The organism is Chryseobacterium sp. SN22 (assembly GCF_008329705.1).
GTDB lineage: Bacteria > Bacteroidota > Bacteroidia > Flavobacteriales > Weeksellaceae > Chryseobacterium.
Genome location: NZ_VTSX01000004.1, coordinates 84,604 through 100,323 on the forward strand (window position 1 = coordinate 84,604; position 15,720 = coordinate 100,323).

The 15,720-nt window shown below is 41.8% G+C and carries 17 protein-coding genes; 4 read left to right on the forward strand and 13 right to left on the reverse strand.

The window, feature by feature from the left end:
- Nucleotides 1-19: 19 nt before the first annotated feature.
- From FY557_RS03675 to lepA, 8 genes are all read right to left on the reverse strand, one after another.
- Nucleotides 20-490, reverse strand: coding sequence for a macro domain-containing protein (locus FY557_RS03675; protein WP_149245937.1), 471 nt, complete (start codon nt 488-490; stop codon nt 20-22).
- Between the two features lie 9 nt (nt 491-499).
- Nucleotides 500-904 (reverse strand): hypothetical protein, encoded by a 405-nt coding sequence (locus FY557_RS03680; protein WP_149245938.1) that lies wholly within the window; start codon nt 902-904, stop codon nt 500-502.
- Nucleotides 905-916: 12 nt separating this feature from the next.
- On the reverse strand, nt 917-1,990 hold the full coding sequence (locus FY557_RS03685; RefSeq protein WP_149245939.1) for an adenylosuccinate synthetase: 1,074 nt from the start codon (nt 1,988-1,990) through the stop codon (nt 917-919).
- On the reverse strand, nt 1,987-2,853 hold the full coding sequence (locus FY557_RS03690) for a hypothetical protein (RefSeq protein WP_228451693.1): 867 nt from the start codon (nt 2,851-2,853) through the stop codon (nt 1,987-1,989). Before FY557_RS03690 ends, FY557_RS03685 begins: the two co-directional genes overlap by 4 nt.
- 91 nt (nt 2,854-2,944) lie before the next feature.
- Nucleotides 2,945-3,496 (reverse strand): 2OG-Fe(II) oxygenase, encoded by a 552-nt coding sequence (locus FY557_RS03695; RefSeq protein ID WP_149245940.1) that lies wholly within the window; start codon nt 3,494-3,496, stop codon nt 2,945-2,947.
- Nucleotides 3,497-3,522: 26 nt separating this feature from the next.
- Nucleotides 3,523-4,065, reverse strand: a complete 543-nt coding sequence (locus FY557_RS03700; protein ID WP_149245941.1) for an NADAR family protein — start codon at nt 4,063-4,065, stop codon at nt 3,523-3,525.
- Between the two features lie 433 nt (nt 4,066-4,498).
- The gene (locus FY557_RS03705; RefSeq protein ID WP_149245942.1) at nt 4,499-5,194 is read right to left on the reverse strand and encodes an NUDIX hydrolase; all 696 of its coding nucleotides are present in this window, start codon (nt 5,192-5,194) and stop codon (nt 4,499-4,501) included.
- 139 nt (nt 5,195-5,333) lie between these two features.
- Nucleotides 5,334-7,130, reverse strand: coding sequence for a translation elongation factor 4 (gene lepA, locus FY557_RS03710; RefSeq protein ID WP_149245943.1), 1,797 nt, complete (start codon nt 7,128-7,130; stop codon nt 5,334-5,336).
- 258 nt (nt 7,131-7,388) lie between these two features.
- On the opposite strand from lepA, the gene FY557_RS03715 reads away from it, so the two are divergent.
- Nucleotides 7,389-9,677 (forward strand): GH92 family glycosyl hydrolase, encoded by a 2,289-nt coding sequence (locus tag FY557_RS03715; RefSeq protein ID WP_149245944.1) that lies wholly within the window; start codon nt 7,389-7,391, stop codon nt 9,675-9,677.
- Between the two features lie 42 nt (nt 9,678-9,719).
- Here FY557_RS03715 and FY557_RS03720 read toward each other — a convergent pair whose 3' ends face one another.
- The 5 genes from FY557_RS03720 to FY557_RS03740 form a co-directional block, all read right to left on the reverse strand.
- The gene (locus FY557_RS03720) at nt 9,720-10,727 is read right to left on the reverse strand and encodes a hypothetical protein (RefSeq protein WP_149245945.1); all 1,008 of its coding nucleotides are present in this window, start codon (nt 10,725-10,727) and stop codon (nt 9,720-9,722) included.
- A gap of 127 nt (nt 10,728-10,854) precedes the next feature.
- The gene (locus FY557_RS03725) at nt 10,855-11,859 is read right to left on the reverse strand and encodes a hypothetical protein (protein ID WP_149245946.1); all 1,005 of its coding nucleotides are present in this window, start codon (nt 11,857-11,859) and stop codon (nt 10,855-10,857) included.
- Nucleotides 11,860-11,953: 94 nt separating this feature from the next.
- Nucleotides 11,954-12,469: a hypothetical protein gene (locus FY557_RS03730; RefSeq protein ID WP_149245947.1), complete on the reverse strand. Its 516-nt coding sequence runs from the start codon at nt 12,467-12,469 to the stop codon at nt 11,954-11,956.
- Between the two features lie 5 nt (nt 12,470-12,474).
- Nucleotides 12,475-13,104, reverse strand: a complete 630-nt coding sequence (locus FY557_RS03735) for a hypothetical protein (protein WP_228451694.1) — start codon at nt 13,102-13,104, stop codon at nt 12,475-12,477.
- Nucleotides 13,105-13,113: 9 nt separating this feature from the next.
- The gene (locus FY557_RS03740) at nt 13,114-13,671 is read right to left on the reverse strand and encodes an RNA polymerase sigma factor (protein WP_149245948.1); all 558 of its coding nucleotides are present in this window, start codon (nt 13,669-13,671) and stop codon (nt 13,114-13,116) included.
- 220 nt (nt 13,672-13,891) lie between these two features.
- Between FY557_RS03740 and FY557_RS03745 the strand changes: the two genes are divergently transcribed.
- From FY557_RS03745 to FY557_RS03755, 3 genes are read left to right on the forward strand one after another with little or no spacing between them, the layout of a single operon-like run.
- A complete protein-coding gene (locus FY557_RS03745) occupies nt 13,892-14,641 on the forward strand; it encodes a Rossmann-like and DUF2520 domain-containing protein (protein WP_149245949.1) in 750 nt (249 codons plus the stop codon).
- On the forward strand, nt 14,631-15,149 hold the full coding sequence (locus FY557_RS03750; RefSeq protein WP_149245950.1) for a KdsC family phosphatase: 519 nt from the start codon (nt 14,631-14,633) through the stop codon (nt 15,147-15,149). The genes FY557_RS03745 and FY557_RS03750 overlap by 11 nt, the downstream gene beginning before the upstream one ends.
- A 9-nt stretch (nt 15,150-15,158) precedes the next feature.
- Nucleotides 15,159-15,713 (forward strand): Maf family protein, encoded by a 555-nt coding sequence (locus FY557_RS03755; RefSeq protein ID WP_149245951.1) that lies wholly within the window; start codon nt 15,159-15,161, stop codon nt 15,711-15,713.
- Nucleotides 15,714-15,720 lie beyond the last annotated feature (7 nt).

A 15,720-nucleotide genomic window follows, 5' to 3' on the forward strand; every position in this document is an offset into this window, starting at 1 on the left:
ATAAAATTGTTACGGTTTATTACAGATCGTAAACATACACTTCTATATTGTTTTTAAGCAATGTGCTTTGAATAATCGGTTCGATTTCTTCCCATTTTCCTCCTGCGAGGCCACAGCCGATTCTTGGCATATGGATGCTTGCGTTTAAGGACAAAGCTTCAACAGCAAGTTTTTTAAGGCAGCTTTCAACCGCTTCGTATCTGATCGGGGTCACTCCTTTTGAACCGGTGACGGTTTTATGCTGACCGATCATGTTGCATACCCATACCTCTTCTTCCACCTGAATCATCTGAATTTTGCCAAGTTCAAAATGCGCTCCGCTTTTAAACCATTTTCTGTATTCTGCTTCAGGCTTTTTCCATCTTTTGGAAACAGCTAAAACAAAGCCTTTCCCCCAGCCTCCAATATCATTACAGATATGGGCGATGATTTTATTTCCTGTAGCTGACGGATCTGTAGCGTCGCCTTTTATATATCTGATCTCCTTCATTTCATAATATTATAATTTAATTCTGCCAAGACTCAGGCACTTTTCCATGTTTTTAAGCGTTCCGCTTTTCCTTATTTGATCAGAATTAAAATCAACAGCCAGAAAATGAGTACAGTTTGAAATACCAAATTCATCCCTATCGGTATCGGAAACAAATCCACCCATCGTCTTCCACTTTGCAGCCTTGTTTCTGAAGGTATTAATAAAATATCTAGGACGATCCTTCATATGAATAACGGTAACATTTTCGGTTTTATCCTTCAGATATTCCATCATCAGAGTATCAGTTCCGGTAAAATCACCAATGATAAATTCGCATTCGGAAATCGCTGTTCCTTTCAATGGTTCAATGTAAAACCGGTGAAAGTTTTCCCATGAGAGATTTCCATTTCCAAATACAAATATTTTTTTCATTACTGATTTACTTTATTCATTAATCTTTTTAAAATCCTTCGAATAAGGAGAAAAAGATCCCCAAATTTCATCAAACTTGACGTTCAGTTTTTGAGGTTCAAAAGGCTCGTCCAGTTGATCCAGGCAGGTGACCACCAGGTTTTTCCGTTGGGCAATGCCATACCCTTCATCTATCTTCAAGGCATAATCCAGCAGCTGATAATCCAGATCTCCGGTACGAAAAGCTCCCTGATAGTCATTGAACGTACAGGTTTCCTCTTCATTATTTCGTAACTGAAGTTCCCGTTCATTGCTCATCCATCCGTTTCCGTGACGTGTGCCGTAGCTCCTCGTGACGTAGAACATTTCGATATGACCGATTCCCAGTTGCCGGCATACTTCACGGGCATTTTTTGAAGTCGTATGAGCATAAGTCACATTCGGAAATACGCCGTGGTCCATATCCAGCAGGATTCCCTGGCTGCCTTCAAAGATCAGATGGTTAAAAGTTTGCAGGTAACCGTAGCCTTCGATATTCCAGTCCATTTCATCAATGGTGTGAAGGAAATCATCCAGTGCCTGCTGTATTTCTTCCCCTTCGGAAAAGCCGTAATAAAAAGCAATGCCTTTCAGCTTTTCGATCAGCATCGGTCTCGGTGCGATCAGGTCGGCTGCAAACAGCCGGTAAGGGCTTTCATTCCTTTTCATCGTAGCGCCGACTCCTTTTCCGCAGGTTCCGTGCTCCGTATTCCGGACATCTTTCCTGTTGTGAAGGACATCGAAAGGTGTCGTTACCTTAGCCAGCGGATGGATATGAAGTTGGATATTTCCGTTTTTGGATTTCAGTTCTTTCCATTCATTGTACATAAAAACAGGATGAATGGTGCAATGTTCCGTAAAATAGGACGGCAGGCCCCGCAATGCCCCGCTGCCAAAGCTGGAATGCACGTGCTTGCGATCATCGATCATGACGGTGTGCGCTGCCTGCTGCCCTCCCGAAAACCGGATGACCACTGCCGCCGGATTCCGGGCTGCCAGAAAATCGGTGGTGATGCCTTTGCCTTCATCACCGAATCCCAGTCCTATAACGATTTCTGCCGTTTTCATCTTAAAAACCTTTGAATCATTCCGCTCCATCCTTCCCGTTGTTCATGTTCTGTATGTTCTCCGGCTTTACGGGTTTTGCAGACAATTTCCTTGATCACGTACGGAACGTCCCGGTAATCGGTGATGGATACACAATTTCTTCCCAGCAGATCTTTCCATCCGCGGTCGGCCCGCATCGCCTGGTCTGAGTGAAGCACATTGATGTGGTAAACCTCATATTTCTTTCTTGCCTCAGCCAGAAGTTCCTTATGGGTAAAGGTTTGCTGACCGGTTCCCATAATCTCCCGGATGGCAGAAGCCGGAAGGGTTTTCAGGCAGGGTTCATCACCCACCGTAAACAGCAACCCTTTCTGGTTCCTCTTTTCAAAAGCATCGGTCCGGGTATGGAAAGCGGCAAAATACCAGGCTAATAGGTAGCTTTCTCCGCCGTTTCCACCGCCACCGGATTCGATGTAGGTTCTTGTAAGCCACATGTCCAGCTCTTCATCACCGGATTCAAACTGCCCGACCTGCAACGGATAATGGTCGCATTCGTGATCCCCGATTCCCATAAAGAGAAGTGCGGCATCCGGAATCCCGCCCTGGATAATTCCGCCCATCAGCTTGGGAAGCCCTTCCTGGATCAGGTTATACGGAATATGGCCCATGCTTCCGGTAACATCCAGTCCTAAAATAATCGGAAATGATTCCGGGTGTACGGATGAATCCCGGGCTTCCCTGAAGAAGACGCCGTTCGGATTCATTGATTCATGTGCTCTTCTTTCTGCGTTCTGAGTGAAAATTTCACCTGCACTTTTTGATGCATACCCCATCTTTCTTGCTCTGTCGAAACGAGCGTCCATGTCGTATCTTGTACTTCCCATAACGTAAATTTTAGTTAAAAACTGTTTTATTGTTACCCGTTGCATTCCGGAACTCATTTTTAATGCAATACGGAAATTTAATTCTATCCGTTTACCTTTCTTTTGTATACATGATGTCTGTCCTCAGCACATACTTTAATCCGTTGATCAGCGTTTTTCCTTCGTGCCTTAAGGGATGATGGAAAACCAAAGCAGAACCTTTTTTAGGAGCTACGGTAAATAATCCTTCAAATTCGGTTTCCCCGCCTTCGAAATCATCATTCAGGTAAATTAAGAAGGTGTAAAAGCTCTGTTCACTTTCATTCCTGAGATAGCTTCCGTCGCGGTGCATTTTGAACCGTTGCCCGGTCGAATATTTGTAGATCCTGAACATTTCATTAAAACCTGAAACTTTATAACTTCCATGGGTTTGAGGGAGAAATCCGACGGCTCTCTGATACAGATTTTCAGCCAGTTCATTATCAAAAACCATCAGCCGGTCGTTGTTCCTTATTCCTTTGCTCATGACCTGCCGTCCCTGCATGTTGATCTTCGCTTCTTCAAAGACCTGGTCTTTTGCCAGCTCAATATAATGGTCACATTCTTCATTCGTCAGAAAATTTTCGATCAGAAAGATCTCCGGATGCAATGTTGTCTTTTCCATAATATTAGTATTTGGTTGATGTGTTTTTACTTTCTCAGTTCGTCCCGTACTTCCATCAAAGCAAATCCCAGGAGATTTTCACCTTTCCATTCCGATGGGTTCATGGCCTTGGGATGGGTTTCCAGCATTCCGATGCCCCAGATGGTGTCATATGGACTGGCTTCTACCAAAACCCGGTCTTCCGTGGATAGTAAAAATTCTTTAAGCTGTTCATTCTGCGAAAATTTCAGCAGGTTTCCCTGTTTTACAATCTCATATTTATGCTCATCCCAAAGCTGCGGATCAAAATTCCTGACTTTTCTTCCCAGTTTTTTCACCTGATCCGGGGTCTCAGACCGGATGATCTGTTCTAAAACTTCATGATCGTTAAACAACCTTGCTTTCCCGGCCATCATATAATGTTCGGCAGTCTTGTAAGTTATCCCGTCTTCCTGGAACTCAGCAGGAAACCACTGGCTGAAACAGGCTTTAGTCACTTCCTCTTTTGCCGTATGTCCCCAGAAGAACAGAAAGTCCTGTTTTTCCTGATGCTGGAATTTTTCAATAGTATATTTTATTGTAAATTTCATGATTGCGTTATTTTTACACAAATTTAACGGAATATGGTTTTATCTGCCAAATTAATTTGTGTTAATTTTACGCTAAAATGATTAATTGGTTGATTTTCAGTACTAAAATTTACTGCTTCTAAACACAAATAACATTAATGATATTATTTAACGTAACTCGAAAGAAGAAATCAGATTGATAGGCTGAAAGAAGGAAGTTGGGTGCTGGAGGTTTGTTTTGTCAACATGGCGATCAAAAGTATGATCAAATGAAATCGTTTGTCACTTTATTAAAAGAAACTCTATTAAATCCTGACTTATAATGTTTTATTTTATTAACCGACTGAAATCAAATCGAATAAGTTATTTATTCTTTTGCGGTGTAATGTATAACAGCAAAACAAGAATTCATTATGAAAATTGATGTTAATATTTGTGCAACTAATATTACAGACTATTTTATTTCAAAATAAAATCCCTGCTCTTCCAGTTCCTTATATTTTTCCTGGTTGAAGGTAAACATTTTACCGGGTCTGCCGCTGCCTTCTTTCTTGAAGTTTTCAGTTTCATTCAGCAGGCCGTAGCTCATGATTTTTTTCCGGAAATTGCGTCGGTCGATTTCCTGTCCGACAATCGTTTTATAAAGGTTTTCTAGCTCTGAAAAGGCAAATTCCTCATTCAGAAGATTGAAGCCGATGGGCTGGTACTGGATTTTGGTTCTCAGTCTTTTCAATGCCGTATCGATAATGGTCTGATGATCGAAAGCCAGTTCCGGAAGACTGTTGATGCCGAACCATTGGGCATCGTCCGCATCGGAATCGGCAGCCAGCTCATGGTAAGACGGGTTTACCAGCCCCAGATAAGTTACGGAAACCACCCGGTTCCGTGGGTCGCGGCCTACATTGCCGAATGTATAGAGTTGTTCCAGAAAATCAGGTTTTATGCCGGCTTCTTCGCAAAGTTCACGCTTTACTGCATCATCCAGGTTTTCATCATCCAGAACCAGTCCGCCCGGAAGTGCCCATCCACCCTTGAAAGGCTCAATATTCCGCTGGATCAGGAGCACCTGAAGGTCTTTCCTGTCGAAATACCCGAAAACCACCGCATCCACCGCCACTTTGATATCCTGTAATTTCTTTGAACCTGTCATATAGTAAATTTGCGTTATGAGTACACAAAGTTACGGTTTAGTCAACATAAAAAAAATAATCTGAGTCATAAACAAAAAAATCCGCAGGTGGTGTCTGCGGATTTTCTCTTATTTTTTGCCTTTTTACCGGCTCTTTTATTTAGTCATTCAGCTTCAGTACAGCCATAAATGCCGACTGCGGTACTTCTACCCTTCCGATCTGTTTCATTTTCTTCTTTCCTTCTTTCTGCTTCTCCAAAAGCTTTCTCTTTCTGGAAATGTCTCCACCGTAACATTTTGCGGTAACGTCTTTTCTCAACGCTTTGATGGTTTCCCTGGCGATTACTTTTGTTCCCAAAGCGGCCTGAACTGCAATGTCGAACTGCTGTCTCGGGATCAGCTCACGAAGTTTTTCACACATTTTCTTACCGATGTAGTAAGCGTTGGAATCATGAATCAATGAGGACAGGGCATCTACCATATCGCCGTTGATCAGGATATCCATTTTTACCAGCTTGGAAGAACGGAATCCGATCGGATGATAATCGAAAGATGCATATCCTTTGGAAATGGATTTCAGCCTGTCATAAAAGTCGAAAACGACCTCAGCCAACGGCATATTGAATACCAGCTCTACCCTTTCCGAAGTCAGGTAACTCTGGTTAACGATTTCTCCTCTTTTTTCGATACACAGGGTCATCACAGCACCCACAAAATCGGATTTGGTAATGATGGAAGCTTTGATAAACGGCTCTTCCACCCGGTCCATGGTTGAAGGATCCATCATTTCAGACGGGTTATTGATCAGAATCGGAACTTCAGGTTCTTTTTTGGTATATCCGAAATACGATACGTTCGGTACCGTCGTAATCACGTTCATGTTGAACTCACGGTCCAGACGTTCCTGAACGATTTCCATGTGGAGCATTCCCAGGAATCCGCAGCGGAATCCGAAACCTAATGCGGCGGAGCTTTCCGGCTCGAAAACCAGGGAAGCATCATTCAGCCTTAATTTTTCAAGGGAAAATCTCAGTTCTTCAAAATCTTCGGAATCAATCGGGTAAATCCCGGCGAACACCATCGGCTTTACTTCCTCAAACCCTTCGATCGGTCCGGCCGCCGGATTGCTGAATGAAGTAATGGTATCACCTACCTTTACCTCACGGGCATCCTTGATTCCGGATACCAGATAGCCTACGTCCCCGCATTCTACCGTTTTTTTCGGTACCTGTTTCAGCTTCAGCGTTCCTACTTCATCAGCGCCGTATTCTTTTCCTGTTGCGAAAAATTTAATCTTTTCGTTTTTCGTGATGCTTCCGTTTACCACTTTGAAATAGGCTTCAATCCCTCTGAACGGATTGTATACCGAGTCAAAGATCAAAGCCTGAAGCGGTGCATCCGGATCACCTACCGGTGCCGGAATTCTTTTAACGATCTGCTCCAGAAGGTCGTGCACCCCTTCCCCTGTTTTTCCGGAAACCCGCAATACATCGTCGTAATCGCAACCGATCAGGTTCATGATTTCATCAGTTACCTCTTCAGGATTTGCCGAAGGAAGATCGATTTTATTCAGGATCGGAATAATTGTAAGGTCATTTTCCAGTGCCAGGTACAGGTTACTGATGGTCTGTGCCTGGATGCTCTGGGCGGCATCTACAATAAGAAGCGCTCCTTCGCAGGCCGCAATGGAACGGGAAACTTCGTAAGAAAAATCTACGTGTCCCGGAGTATCAATTAAGTTTAAGATATATTTTTCGCCGTCAAGCTCATAATCCATCTGGATCGCATGGGATTTAATGGTAATCCCGCGTTCTTTCTCCAGATCCATGTCATCCAGCGTCTGGGACTGTAATTCTCTTTGGGAAACCGTGTTGGTATATTCCAGAAGACGGTCTGCCAAAGTACTTTTACCATGGTCGATATGAGCGATTATGCAAAAATTTCGTATGTTTTTCATTTAAGAACTATGTAATTTGCAAAGATAATAAAATGCAGGATAATTTGCCGTTCTTAATTTTAAATCTGATTTAAACCTAAAATACAACCAATCTTTTACAGCGGACCTGATTACTTTATTTACCCAAACTATTACAAAAGATTTGTTCTGATCGTAAAGCCTGCAGTTGAAACTTATTGAATATATAGGATAAGTCCTGCCATTTTTATTCATCCTTATCATATTTGTGTTTAAATTAGCCTCACTTAATATTAATCCATGAAAAAGATTCTTTTCATCCTTTTACTTGTTCCATTTATCCAGATCCGGTCGCAGTGGATTGAAAATGCTCCGGAACATCCTGAGGATTTCGTTAATCCGTTAATCGGGTCTTTGTCGAAGCCTTCGCTTTCCAACGGGAATACCTATCCTGCGGTTGCTGTTCCCCACGGAATGAACCTTTGGACGCCACAGACCGGAAAAAACGGCAACGGCTGGCAATATACCTACGATGCCGATAAGATCCGCGGGATCAAGCAGACGCACCAGCCTTCACCCTGGATGAACGATTACGGAATGTTTTCCATTATGCCCGTAACGGGAAAAATGCGTTTCAGTGAAGATGAAAGATCCAGTTGGTTTTCCCATAAATCCGAGGTTTCAAAACCTTACTATTACAGCGTCTATCTGGCTGATCACAATGTAACGGCAGAAATTACGCCTACGGAAAGGGCAGCACAGCTAAGATTAACCTATCCCGATTCCGAAAACTCATGGATTGTTGTGGATGCATTTGATAAAGGATCCAGTATAAAAATCATTCCTTCCGAAAATAAGATCGTGGGATATTCTACAAGATATTCCCGCGGAAAAATGGTGGGTTTTAAAAATTACTTTGTAATTTATGCCGATAAGCCGTTCATCAAATACTCAGCCTGGAGGGATAAGGATTTTGTAAAAGAGGTCATGGAAGTTACAGGCGACCACTGCGGAGCCGTCATCGGTTTTGCCACTAAAAAGGGTGAAAAGGTAAACCTGAAGGTTGCTTCTTCATTCATCAGCCCGGAACAGGCAGAACTGAATTTACAGCGGGAACTGGCTCAGGATTCATTTGATGATACTTTCAGGAAAGCCAGGCAGGCCTGGAATGATAAACTGAAAAAAGTAGAAGTTTCCGGAGGAAGCGTTGATCAGATGCGGACTTTTTACTCCTGTCTTTACAGGATGCTCTGTTTCCCTCATAAAATGTATGAAATTGATAAGGCCGGACAGATAGTCCATTACAGCCCGTATTCAGGGAAAATGGAAGCCGGTTACCGTTTTGCAGGGACAGGTTTCTGGGATACCTTCAGGGCACTCTACCCTTTCCTGAACCTGGTGTATCCGGAAATTAACGTTGAGATGCAGAAAGGGCTGATCAGCGATTACAAAGAAGGCGGCTGGCTTCCCGAATGGTCGAGTCCCTCCTATTCCGATATCATGATCGGCAATAACTCCGCTTCCGTGGTGGCCGATGCTTACCTGAAAGGCTTACGCGGCTATGACATTGAAACCCTCTACCAGGCTTTGCTGCATGGAGCCAATAACGAAGGACCTCAGGCAACGGGGAGATTAGGCATTCAATATTATAAAGAACTGGGTTATGTTCCCTATGATGTAAAAATCAATGAAAATGCAGCGCGGACCCTGGAATACGCCTACGATGATTTCGCCATTGCCCAACTGGGAAAAGCTTTGGGAAAACCGGAATCCGAATGGAAAGAATATTATCGCCGATCCCAGAATTTCCAAAAAGTAATCGATCCTGAAACCAAGCTGGCGCGCGGAAGAAACCGCAACGGAAGCTTTCAGGCTCCTTTTAATCCTTTTAAATGGGGCGATGCCTTTACGGAAGGAAATTCCTGGCATTACACCTGGTCGGTATTCCAGGATATTGAAGGACTGGCCAAGCTGATGGGTGGAAGAAAAGCCTTTTCACAGAAACTGGACCAGATTTTCGAATTACCTCCTATTTTTGATGATTCGTATTACGGATCGACGATCCACGAGATCCAGGAAATGGTGAATGCCGATATGGGACAATATGCCCACGGCAACCAGCCCGCCCAGCATATTATTTACCTGTACAATTATTCCGGGGAACCCTGGAAAACACAGTATTGGGTACGGGAAACGATGAACCGTCTTTACCAACCCACTCCGGACGGCTATTGCGGTGATGAAGATAACGGGCAGACCTCAGCCTGGTATATTTTCTCAGCGCTTGGATTTTATCCCGTTACGCCGGCTACGGACCAGTATGTTCTGGGTGCTCCCCTGTTTAAGAAAGCTATCGTCCATCTGGAAAACGGAAAAACAATTGAAATTAATGCGGGGAATAATAATGACAACAACAGATTTGTTCAATCGCTGGAATTCAACGGAAAGAAATACCCTAAAAACTGGCTCAGCCATCAGGAACTGATGAAGGGTGCAAAACTGAATTTTGAAATGGTTTCCCAACCGAATAAAGGCAGGGGAACGGATGAAAAGGATTTTCCTTATTCCTATTCTAGGGATCAGAAATAAAACAGGAAAGAGAGACTCGCGAGTCTCTCTTTCCTGTTTTATTTATTTAAATCCTTCAGGTAAAATATATTGTCCTGTAAGCGGATCAAGATAGACTTCCTGTTCAGGAATTCTGTTTCTCCTGCTTTGGGCCCCTGCATCGATCGCAGCGCCAATTACTCCGCCAATCAGGCCTCCGGCCATGGCACCGATCATGACACCATTTGATGATTCAGGAAAGAGTTCTGCTTTCTTTACCTCAATAAAAAGGCCTTTATCACTTTTCAAAATTTCAGTATAGCCTACGGGAATAATTTTATAGGCCACGCCATTCTGTACAAACGCGTAGAAACGCCGGATCGCCGTTTTATCCTCACCGTTTGCCGCTTTGGTCACTATCCCTTTATTGTTGGTTTCCAAAATAAAGCCCGGCTCCGGGCGATGGTTGAAAAAACTGTGATAATCTTTATAAACCCCATCTTTCAGCTGATCTGCTTTCAGGATATCGAGTTTATCCGTAAGGACATCGTTATATTGTGGAAGCTCCTGTTCTGTAACGCCAGTCTCCCATGCTTCCCGGCCATAAGAATCTTTTAAGAAGTCGGTAAGGATCATGGTGAATTTTCTTGCCAGGTTCTGCGCAAGAAACGGATTGACCCGGGATGAAACCGTAGTTACCGTATCTTTCCTGTACAGGAAATGATAGCCGTCTGCTTTTTTTATAAAGGTACTGGCTCTGAACTGCAGCTTCCCGACCGTTGATTTTTCTTTTTGTTCATCTGAAATTTTAAGATCTTCAAGCAAAAGAACCAGATTATTTTTTCCTTTCATCTCAGTAGATTGGCCTACCCATTCTTGGAGATCTTTAACAGCTTCATGTTCAAATGCTACAGTCACTTCCTTGTTGTGATCCATGATGGTTCCGATATTTTTGTCGGAACGCTGATCAATTACGGTAAAAGTCTTAATGAAATTTTTATTGTCCTTAGGCGGTCTGGATAAATTGATCAGTTCCGTTTTCTGGGCAGATAAAAACGTGGATAAAAGCAGAAATACTACTATTTTCTTCATTGGGTAATTTTATGATGGATAATTTTCAAACTTACATAACTTTAAGGAATCAGGAAAGCGGAAACAAAGGTATTTCAGAAATAATGCTGTCAGAATTTAATTAAATATGTTATTATAATACCGAAGATTAAAAACTGTATTCCCCAGTAAGCGGATCGATATAGACATTGGAGAGTTCCATATTCGGATTTCTTCTGCCTGAACCGGATGAATCGATTGCAGCACCGATCAGGGCTCCCAGCATCCCGCCGGTCATGGCACCGATCATCATGGCATTGTTATTTTGCGGCGGAAAGAGTTCCTGTCTTGAAGAAACGACATAATATCCTTTGTCATCTTTAGGCATTGCAAGAAATCCTACCGGTGTCAGCCGGTACGCTTTGCCATCTTCCACATATCCGAATATTTCTTCTGATGAAATCAGGAGGTCTTCCCGGTTCTTGATTCCCGTTACTTTTCCTTTCTTATTTTTGTCTACATAATACCCTTCTTTGGGCGTCTGCAGGTAAAATGACCGGAAATCAGTATAGACGCCGGGAGTAAGTTCCGGAACATTCAGGTATTTGATGTTCTTCCCCACGATGGCTTCGTAATTATTCAGATCAGTCTCTGCAATCGGAGTGCTGAAAGCAATATGTGAATAAGAATCATTGATCAGAGTAGATAAAATGGTAGATAATGCAATCGAAATGGTCCTGGGCACATTCGGTGTTAATTTTGGATTAAAAGCCAAGGTATTGTTATAGCGGTTGATAAAATAATACCTTCCGTTCCGGTTAATAAAGCTGCTGATTTTTACTTTCGCTTTTGCCAGCTGGGTTTCTTTAAATTCACTGACTTTAATTTCTTCAAACAGCAAAACAATATCGTTACTTCCCCTGGCTTTATTATCTTCTGTAAACCATTTTTCAATATCGCTTTTTAAATCGTTGCCGGGAAATTTCAGGCCCACTGTTTCACCTTTATAAGTTACGGTTCCGATATTCTTATCTGACCTGTTATCGATTACAGTAAGGGATTTTGTACGGGAAGATTTGTCTTTAATATTCTGGTTCAGCTTAATCTGTTCCGTTTTCTGAGCTGAAACCCATATTGAGAATGAAAGAAATAAAAATACAATAAACCTTTTCATAGTTAAAAATTTCAGCAAAACTAAACATTCATTTTTAATTAAACGACCCTCACAATAAATTGCAAGGGTCGTCCAACATTAAAAAAATAAACTATTATGGGTTTTGCCTCTGTCTCGGAGCTAAATTATTCGTGTTTCCCCGGGGTTTTCTTTCATTCATTTTATCCCGCATCATCCCCTCGGATTGAAACAGCTTCAAGACCTTCTGGCAAGGAATGATCTGCTGCATCTTATCAGCATACTTCTTTCTGTTATCTAGCAGCCTCTGCCCTACTTCAAAGCTTTGCTGCAATTTTGCTTTGGCTTCTTCATCCGACAATGTTTCAGGATTGAAATCGGAATTGAACTGGCTCTTGATCTCCTTCTGGCTTTCCAGATATTCGTTGTAAATATCCGTAAATTCCTCCTTATCGCTGGGATCAATATCCAGATTCTCCATGACCATATTGTTCCTGAATTGGGTAAGAAGCTTTTTTCTTTCTGTCGGTGAAAGATTGTTTATTACTTCCTTTCTTTGCTTAGGGTCCATCTTCTTCCAGTCATAATCCGTCTGTTGGGCATTTATGCAAAAACCATAAATCATAAAAAGGGTAAACAATATCTTTTTCATTTCTCTTAATTATATAAATCCAGATAAACATCCTGTGTCGAATTGCTTGCCAATTCCGAAATTTCAGAATTTGAAAAGGAATCCAGATATTCATTCATCTGATTTTCATCCTGTTTTGAAACGGTTTTTCCGGTGTTGGCAGCCGCTTCCCGATCTGTTTTTGCCTGAGGCTTATTCTGCGCTACAGATTTATTTTTTTGGTTTTCATTCTTTTGATGATCATTTTCAACAGAAGTTAAATCCGATTTCAAAGTTTCATAGGCCCTCTGGGTTTCCGTTTCAGGCTTCTGGCTTTTCGCCGTATAAGCTATGGCAGGACTAGCCTCATCCGGGCTGCCGCCACTGTTGAGAACAAAAGTCGCTCCAAAAATCAAAGCCAGTGAAGCCGCCGCTGCATAAGCCCAGTTCATTTTAAAAACCGGTGCTTCCTTACGTGGGAATACCTCATTGATCACATGGTGCTGAATATTTTCAAATACATTTTCAGAAACTGTATAAATATTCTTACGTTCCAGCTTGTCAAGGTCAAAATCATTTACTCCGCTTAATACTCTGGCCTGGAGATTTTCAAATAAATCATCCGGTGCCTCGTAAATATTTTTGCGTTCTAATTTTTCTATATCGAACTCTTTCATTTCAGTTTCTCAAAAATTATCTTCGTAATTTTCCTTTATATAATCTTCTATCTTTTGTTTGGCATAATGATAATTGGTTTTCAGCGTACCTACGGACATATCCACGATCTTGGATATTTCTTCATAAGGCAGATCATCATAATACCGCATCATAAATACCAGTTTCTGCTTTTCGGGCAGGCTTTGTATGGCTTTCTGAAGCAGGATCTGTATTTCTTCGGCATCCCCTCCGGCATTATCGGCCACCAGGTTCTGCATATGGTATTCGGGATCTTCATCGGTCTTCTGCATCCTTTTAAGCTTATTCACCTGCTGCAGCGCTTCATTGGTTGCAATTCTGTATAACCAGGTGTAGAGCTGGCTATCGTTTTTAAACTGGTGAAAATTCTGATAAGCTTTAATAAATGTCTCCTGCAAAGTGTCCTGAGCAAGATCTCCGTCCACAATAATTCTTCTTATGTGCCAATACAATCTGCTTTGATAAGCATCCATCAAAGCACGCACTCCTTTTTCCTGAGTACGTGGATTTTGCATCAACGAAATAATTTCCGCGTCTTTAATCTTCATAAGATGCTTTCATTGTTTGGATTATAAAAATAGCTGAAAGTTAAACTACTTATTCAATTTTTAGTCCAATATAGTAATTATTTGCAACAACAACGGTGTGGAATTTCAATAAATAGTACCACCATGATACCTGTTTTTCCTTATATAATCAATGTTATGTTAAATTCAACAGTTTTTACAACAGCTTATTTCCGCAGGAATAAAATATTATCTTTGTTGGATGCAAACTGTAATTATAGGATCCGGAAATGTTGCCTATCATCTGGCGAAAGCATTGGTGGAGATTAATTGTCCGCCGGTTCAGATTTTCGGCAGGAATGAAACAGAACTTCAGTCGATATCCGAAAAACTAAAAATACCTTATTCAACTAAAAATTTAGTCTATTCAGATATTTATTTGATCTGCGTCAGTGATAATGCTGTAGAAAATGTATCGCGGCTTATTGATAAAAAAGACTGCCTGGTGGCTCATACTTCCGGGTCGCTGCCAAAAGATGTCCTAAAAGGCAATTACAGAAAAGCAAGCTTTTATCCTCTGCAGACTTTTTCCAAATCAAAAGAACTGGACTATTCAAAAATTCCTTTTTTCATCGAGGCAGAGAATGAAGAAGATCAAGAGATTTTATCCCGACTTGCTTCAAAAATTTCGGAAAACGTTATGGAAAGCACTTACGAGAAAAGAAAATATATTCATCTGACGGCTGTTTTTGCTTGTAATTTTGTGAACCATCTTTTTTCCAGGGCAAAGGAGATTTCCGATTTCCAGGAAATCCCGTTTGATTATTTCCTGCCGCTAATTGACGAAACGGTTCAGAAAATTCATGAAATCGAACCCAAAACGGCACAGACAGGTCCGGCCGTACGGAATGACCGGAGAATCCTTGAACTTCATGAGCAATTATTAAAAGATGAAAGCCTGGAAATTTACAGAACTATGAACCATTCAATCCAGAAAATGTATGAGTTATAAAGAAAAATTAAAAGATATTAAAGCATTCGTATTCGATGTAGACGGTGTATTTACGGACGGCAGCGTCTATCTGATGCCCGGCGGGAATATGAGCAGGGTGATGAATGTGCTGGATGGCTATGCGGTGGTGAAAGCATTAAAAAACAATTACCTGATCGGAGTCATTACCGGCGGTAACGATGAAATGGTAAAGCACCGGATCAATTATCTGGGCATTGAAGATTATTATCCGAAATCCCATGACAAGATGGGCGATTTTGAAGATTTTAAATTAAAATACAATCTTACCAACGAAGAGATTTTAACGATGGGGGACGATATTCCCGATCTTCATATGATGCGTGCTTCAGCCGTTGCAGCCTGTCCCGAAAATGCAGTCCCTGAAATCAAGGCGGTTTCCGATTATATTTCTCCCGTTAAAGGCGGAAGCGGTGCCGTGCGCGATGTGATCGAGCAGGTGATGAAAGTACAGGGAAAATGGCATGATGACAATACACAATCCATTTAATATCTTAAAATGAAATTATTATTAGCCTCGCAATCGCCAAGACGAAAGGAATTATTAGCCAGTCTGGGTTTTGAATTTGGAGTGGTCAAGATCGATTGCGAAGAAATTGTTCCGGAACATATCAAAGTAGGAGAGTCGGCCGCTTACCTGTCCGAACTGAAAGCATCGGCATTCCGGGAGCTGGAAAAAGGGGAGGTGCTGCTTACCGCGGATACCGTTGTAGCCATTGACAACCAATTCCTTGGCAAACCTAAAGATGCGGAAGAAGCAAAACAGATGCTGAAGATGCTTTCTGGAAGAACCCATCAGGTGTATACGGGGATTACCATTAAGACTTCCGAAAAAATAATCACGGAAACGGATGTTGCCGAAGTTGAATTCGGTGAGATCACAGATGATGAAACAGACTTTTATATTCAGAATTACAGGCCTTTTGACAAAGCAGGAAGCTATGGGATCCAGGAATGGCTTGGTATGGCAAAGATCAAAAGGATGAACGGAAGCTTTTATACGATTATGGGGCTTCCTACCCATTTGGTTTACAAAATTTTGAAAGAAATATAACGGGTTT

Bases quoted from the DNA above. Each gene is read 5' to 3' on its own strand.
- FY557_RS03675 (WP_149245937.1), bottom strand. From the start codon at position 490: ATGAAGGAGATCAGATATATAAAAGGCGACGCTACAGATCCGTCAGCT.
- FY557_RS03680 (WP_149245938.1), bottom strand. From the start codon at position 904: ATGAAAAAAATATTTGTATTTGGAAATGGAAATCTCTCATGGGAAAAC.
- FY557_RS03685 (WP_149245939.1), bottom strand. From the start codon at position 1,990: ATGAAAACGGCAGAAATCGTTATAGGACTGGGATTCGGTGATGAAGGC.
- FY557_RS03690 (WP_228451693.1), bottom strand. From the start codon at position 2,853: ATGGGAAGTACAAGATACGACATGGACGCTCGTTTCGACAGAGCAAGA.
- FY557_RS03695 (WP_149245940.1), bottom strand. From the start codon at position 3,496: ATGGAAAAGACAACATTGCATCCGGAGATCTTTCTGATCGAAAATTTT.
- FY557_RS03700 (WP_149245941.1), bottom strand. From the start codon at position 4,065: ATGAAATTTACAATAAAATATACTATTGAAAAATTCCAGCATCAGGAA.
- FY557_RS03705 (WP_149245942.1), bottom strand. From the start codon at position 5,194: ATGACAGGTTCAAAGAAATTACAGGATATCAAAGTGGCGGTGGATGCG.
- lepA (WP_149245943.1), bottom strand. From the start codon at position 7,130: ATGAAAAACATACGAAATTTTTGCATAATCGCTCATATCGACCATGGT.
- FY557_RS03715 (WP_149245944.1), top strand. From the start codon at position 7,389: ATGAAAAAGATTCTTTTCATCCTTTTACTTGTTCCATTTATCCAGATC.
- FY557_RS03720 (WP_149245945.1), bottom strand. From the start codon at position 10,727: ATGAAGAAAATAGTAGTATTTCTGCTTTTATCCACGTTTTTATCTGCC.
- FY557_RS03725 (WP_149245946.1), bottom strand. From the start codon at position 11,859: ATGAAAAGGTTTATTGTATTTTTATTTCTTTCATTCTCAATATGGGTT.
- FY557_RS03730 (WP_149245947.1), bottom strand. From the start codon at position 12,469: ATGAAAAAGATATTGTTTACCCTTTTTATGATTTATGGTTTTTGCATA.
- FY557_RS03735 (WP_228451694.1), bottom strand. From the start codon at position 13,104: ATGAAAGAGTTCGATATAGAAAAATTAGAACGCAAAAATATTTACGAG.
- FY557_RS03740 (WP_149245948.1), bottom strand. From the start codon at position 13,671: ATGAAGATTAAAGACGCGGAAATTATTTCGTTGATGCAAAATCCACGT.
- FY557_RS03745 (WP_149245949.1), top strand. From the start codon at position 13,892: ATGCAAACTGTAATTATAGGATCCGGAAATGTTGCCTATCATCTGGCG.
- FY557_RS03750 (WP_149245950.1), top strand. From the start codon at position 14,631: ATGAGTTATAAAGAAAAATTAAAAGATATTAAAGCATTCGTATTCGAT.
- FY557_RS03755 (WP_149245951.1), top strand. From the start codon at position 15,159: ATGAAATTATTATTAGCCTCGCAATCGCCAAGACGAAAGGAATTATTA.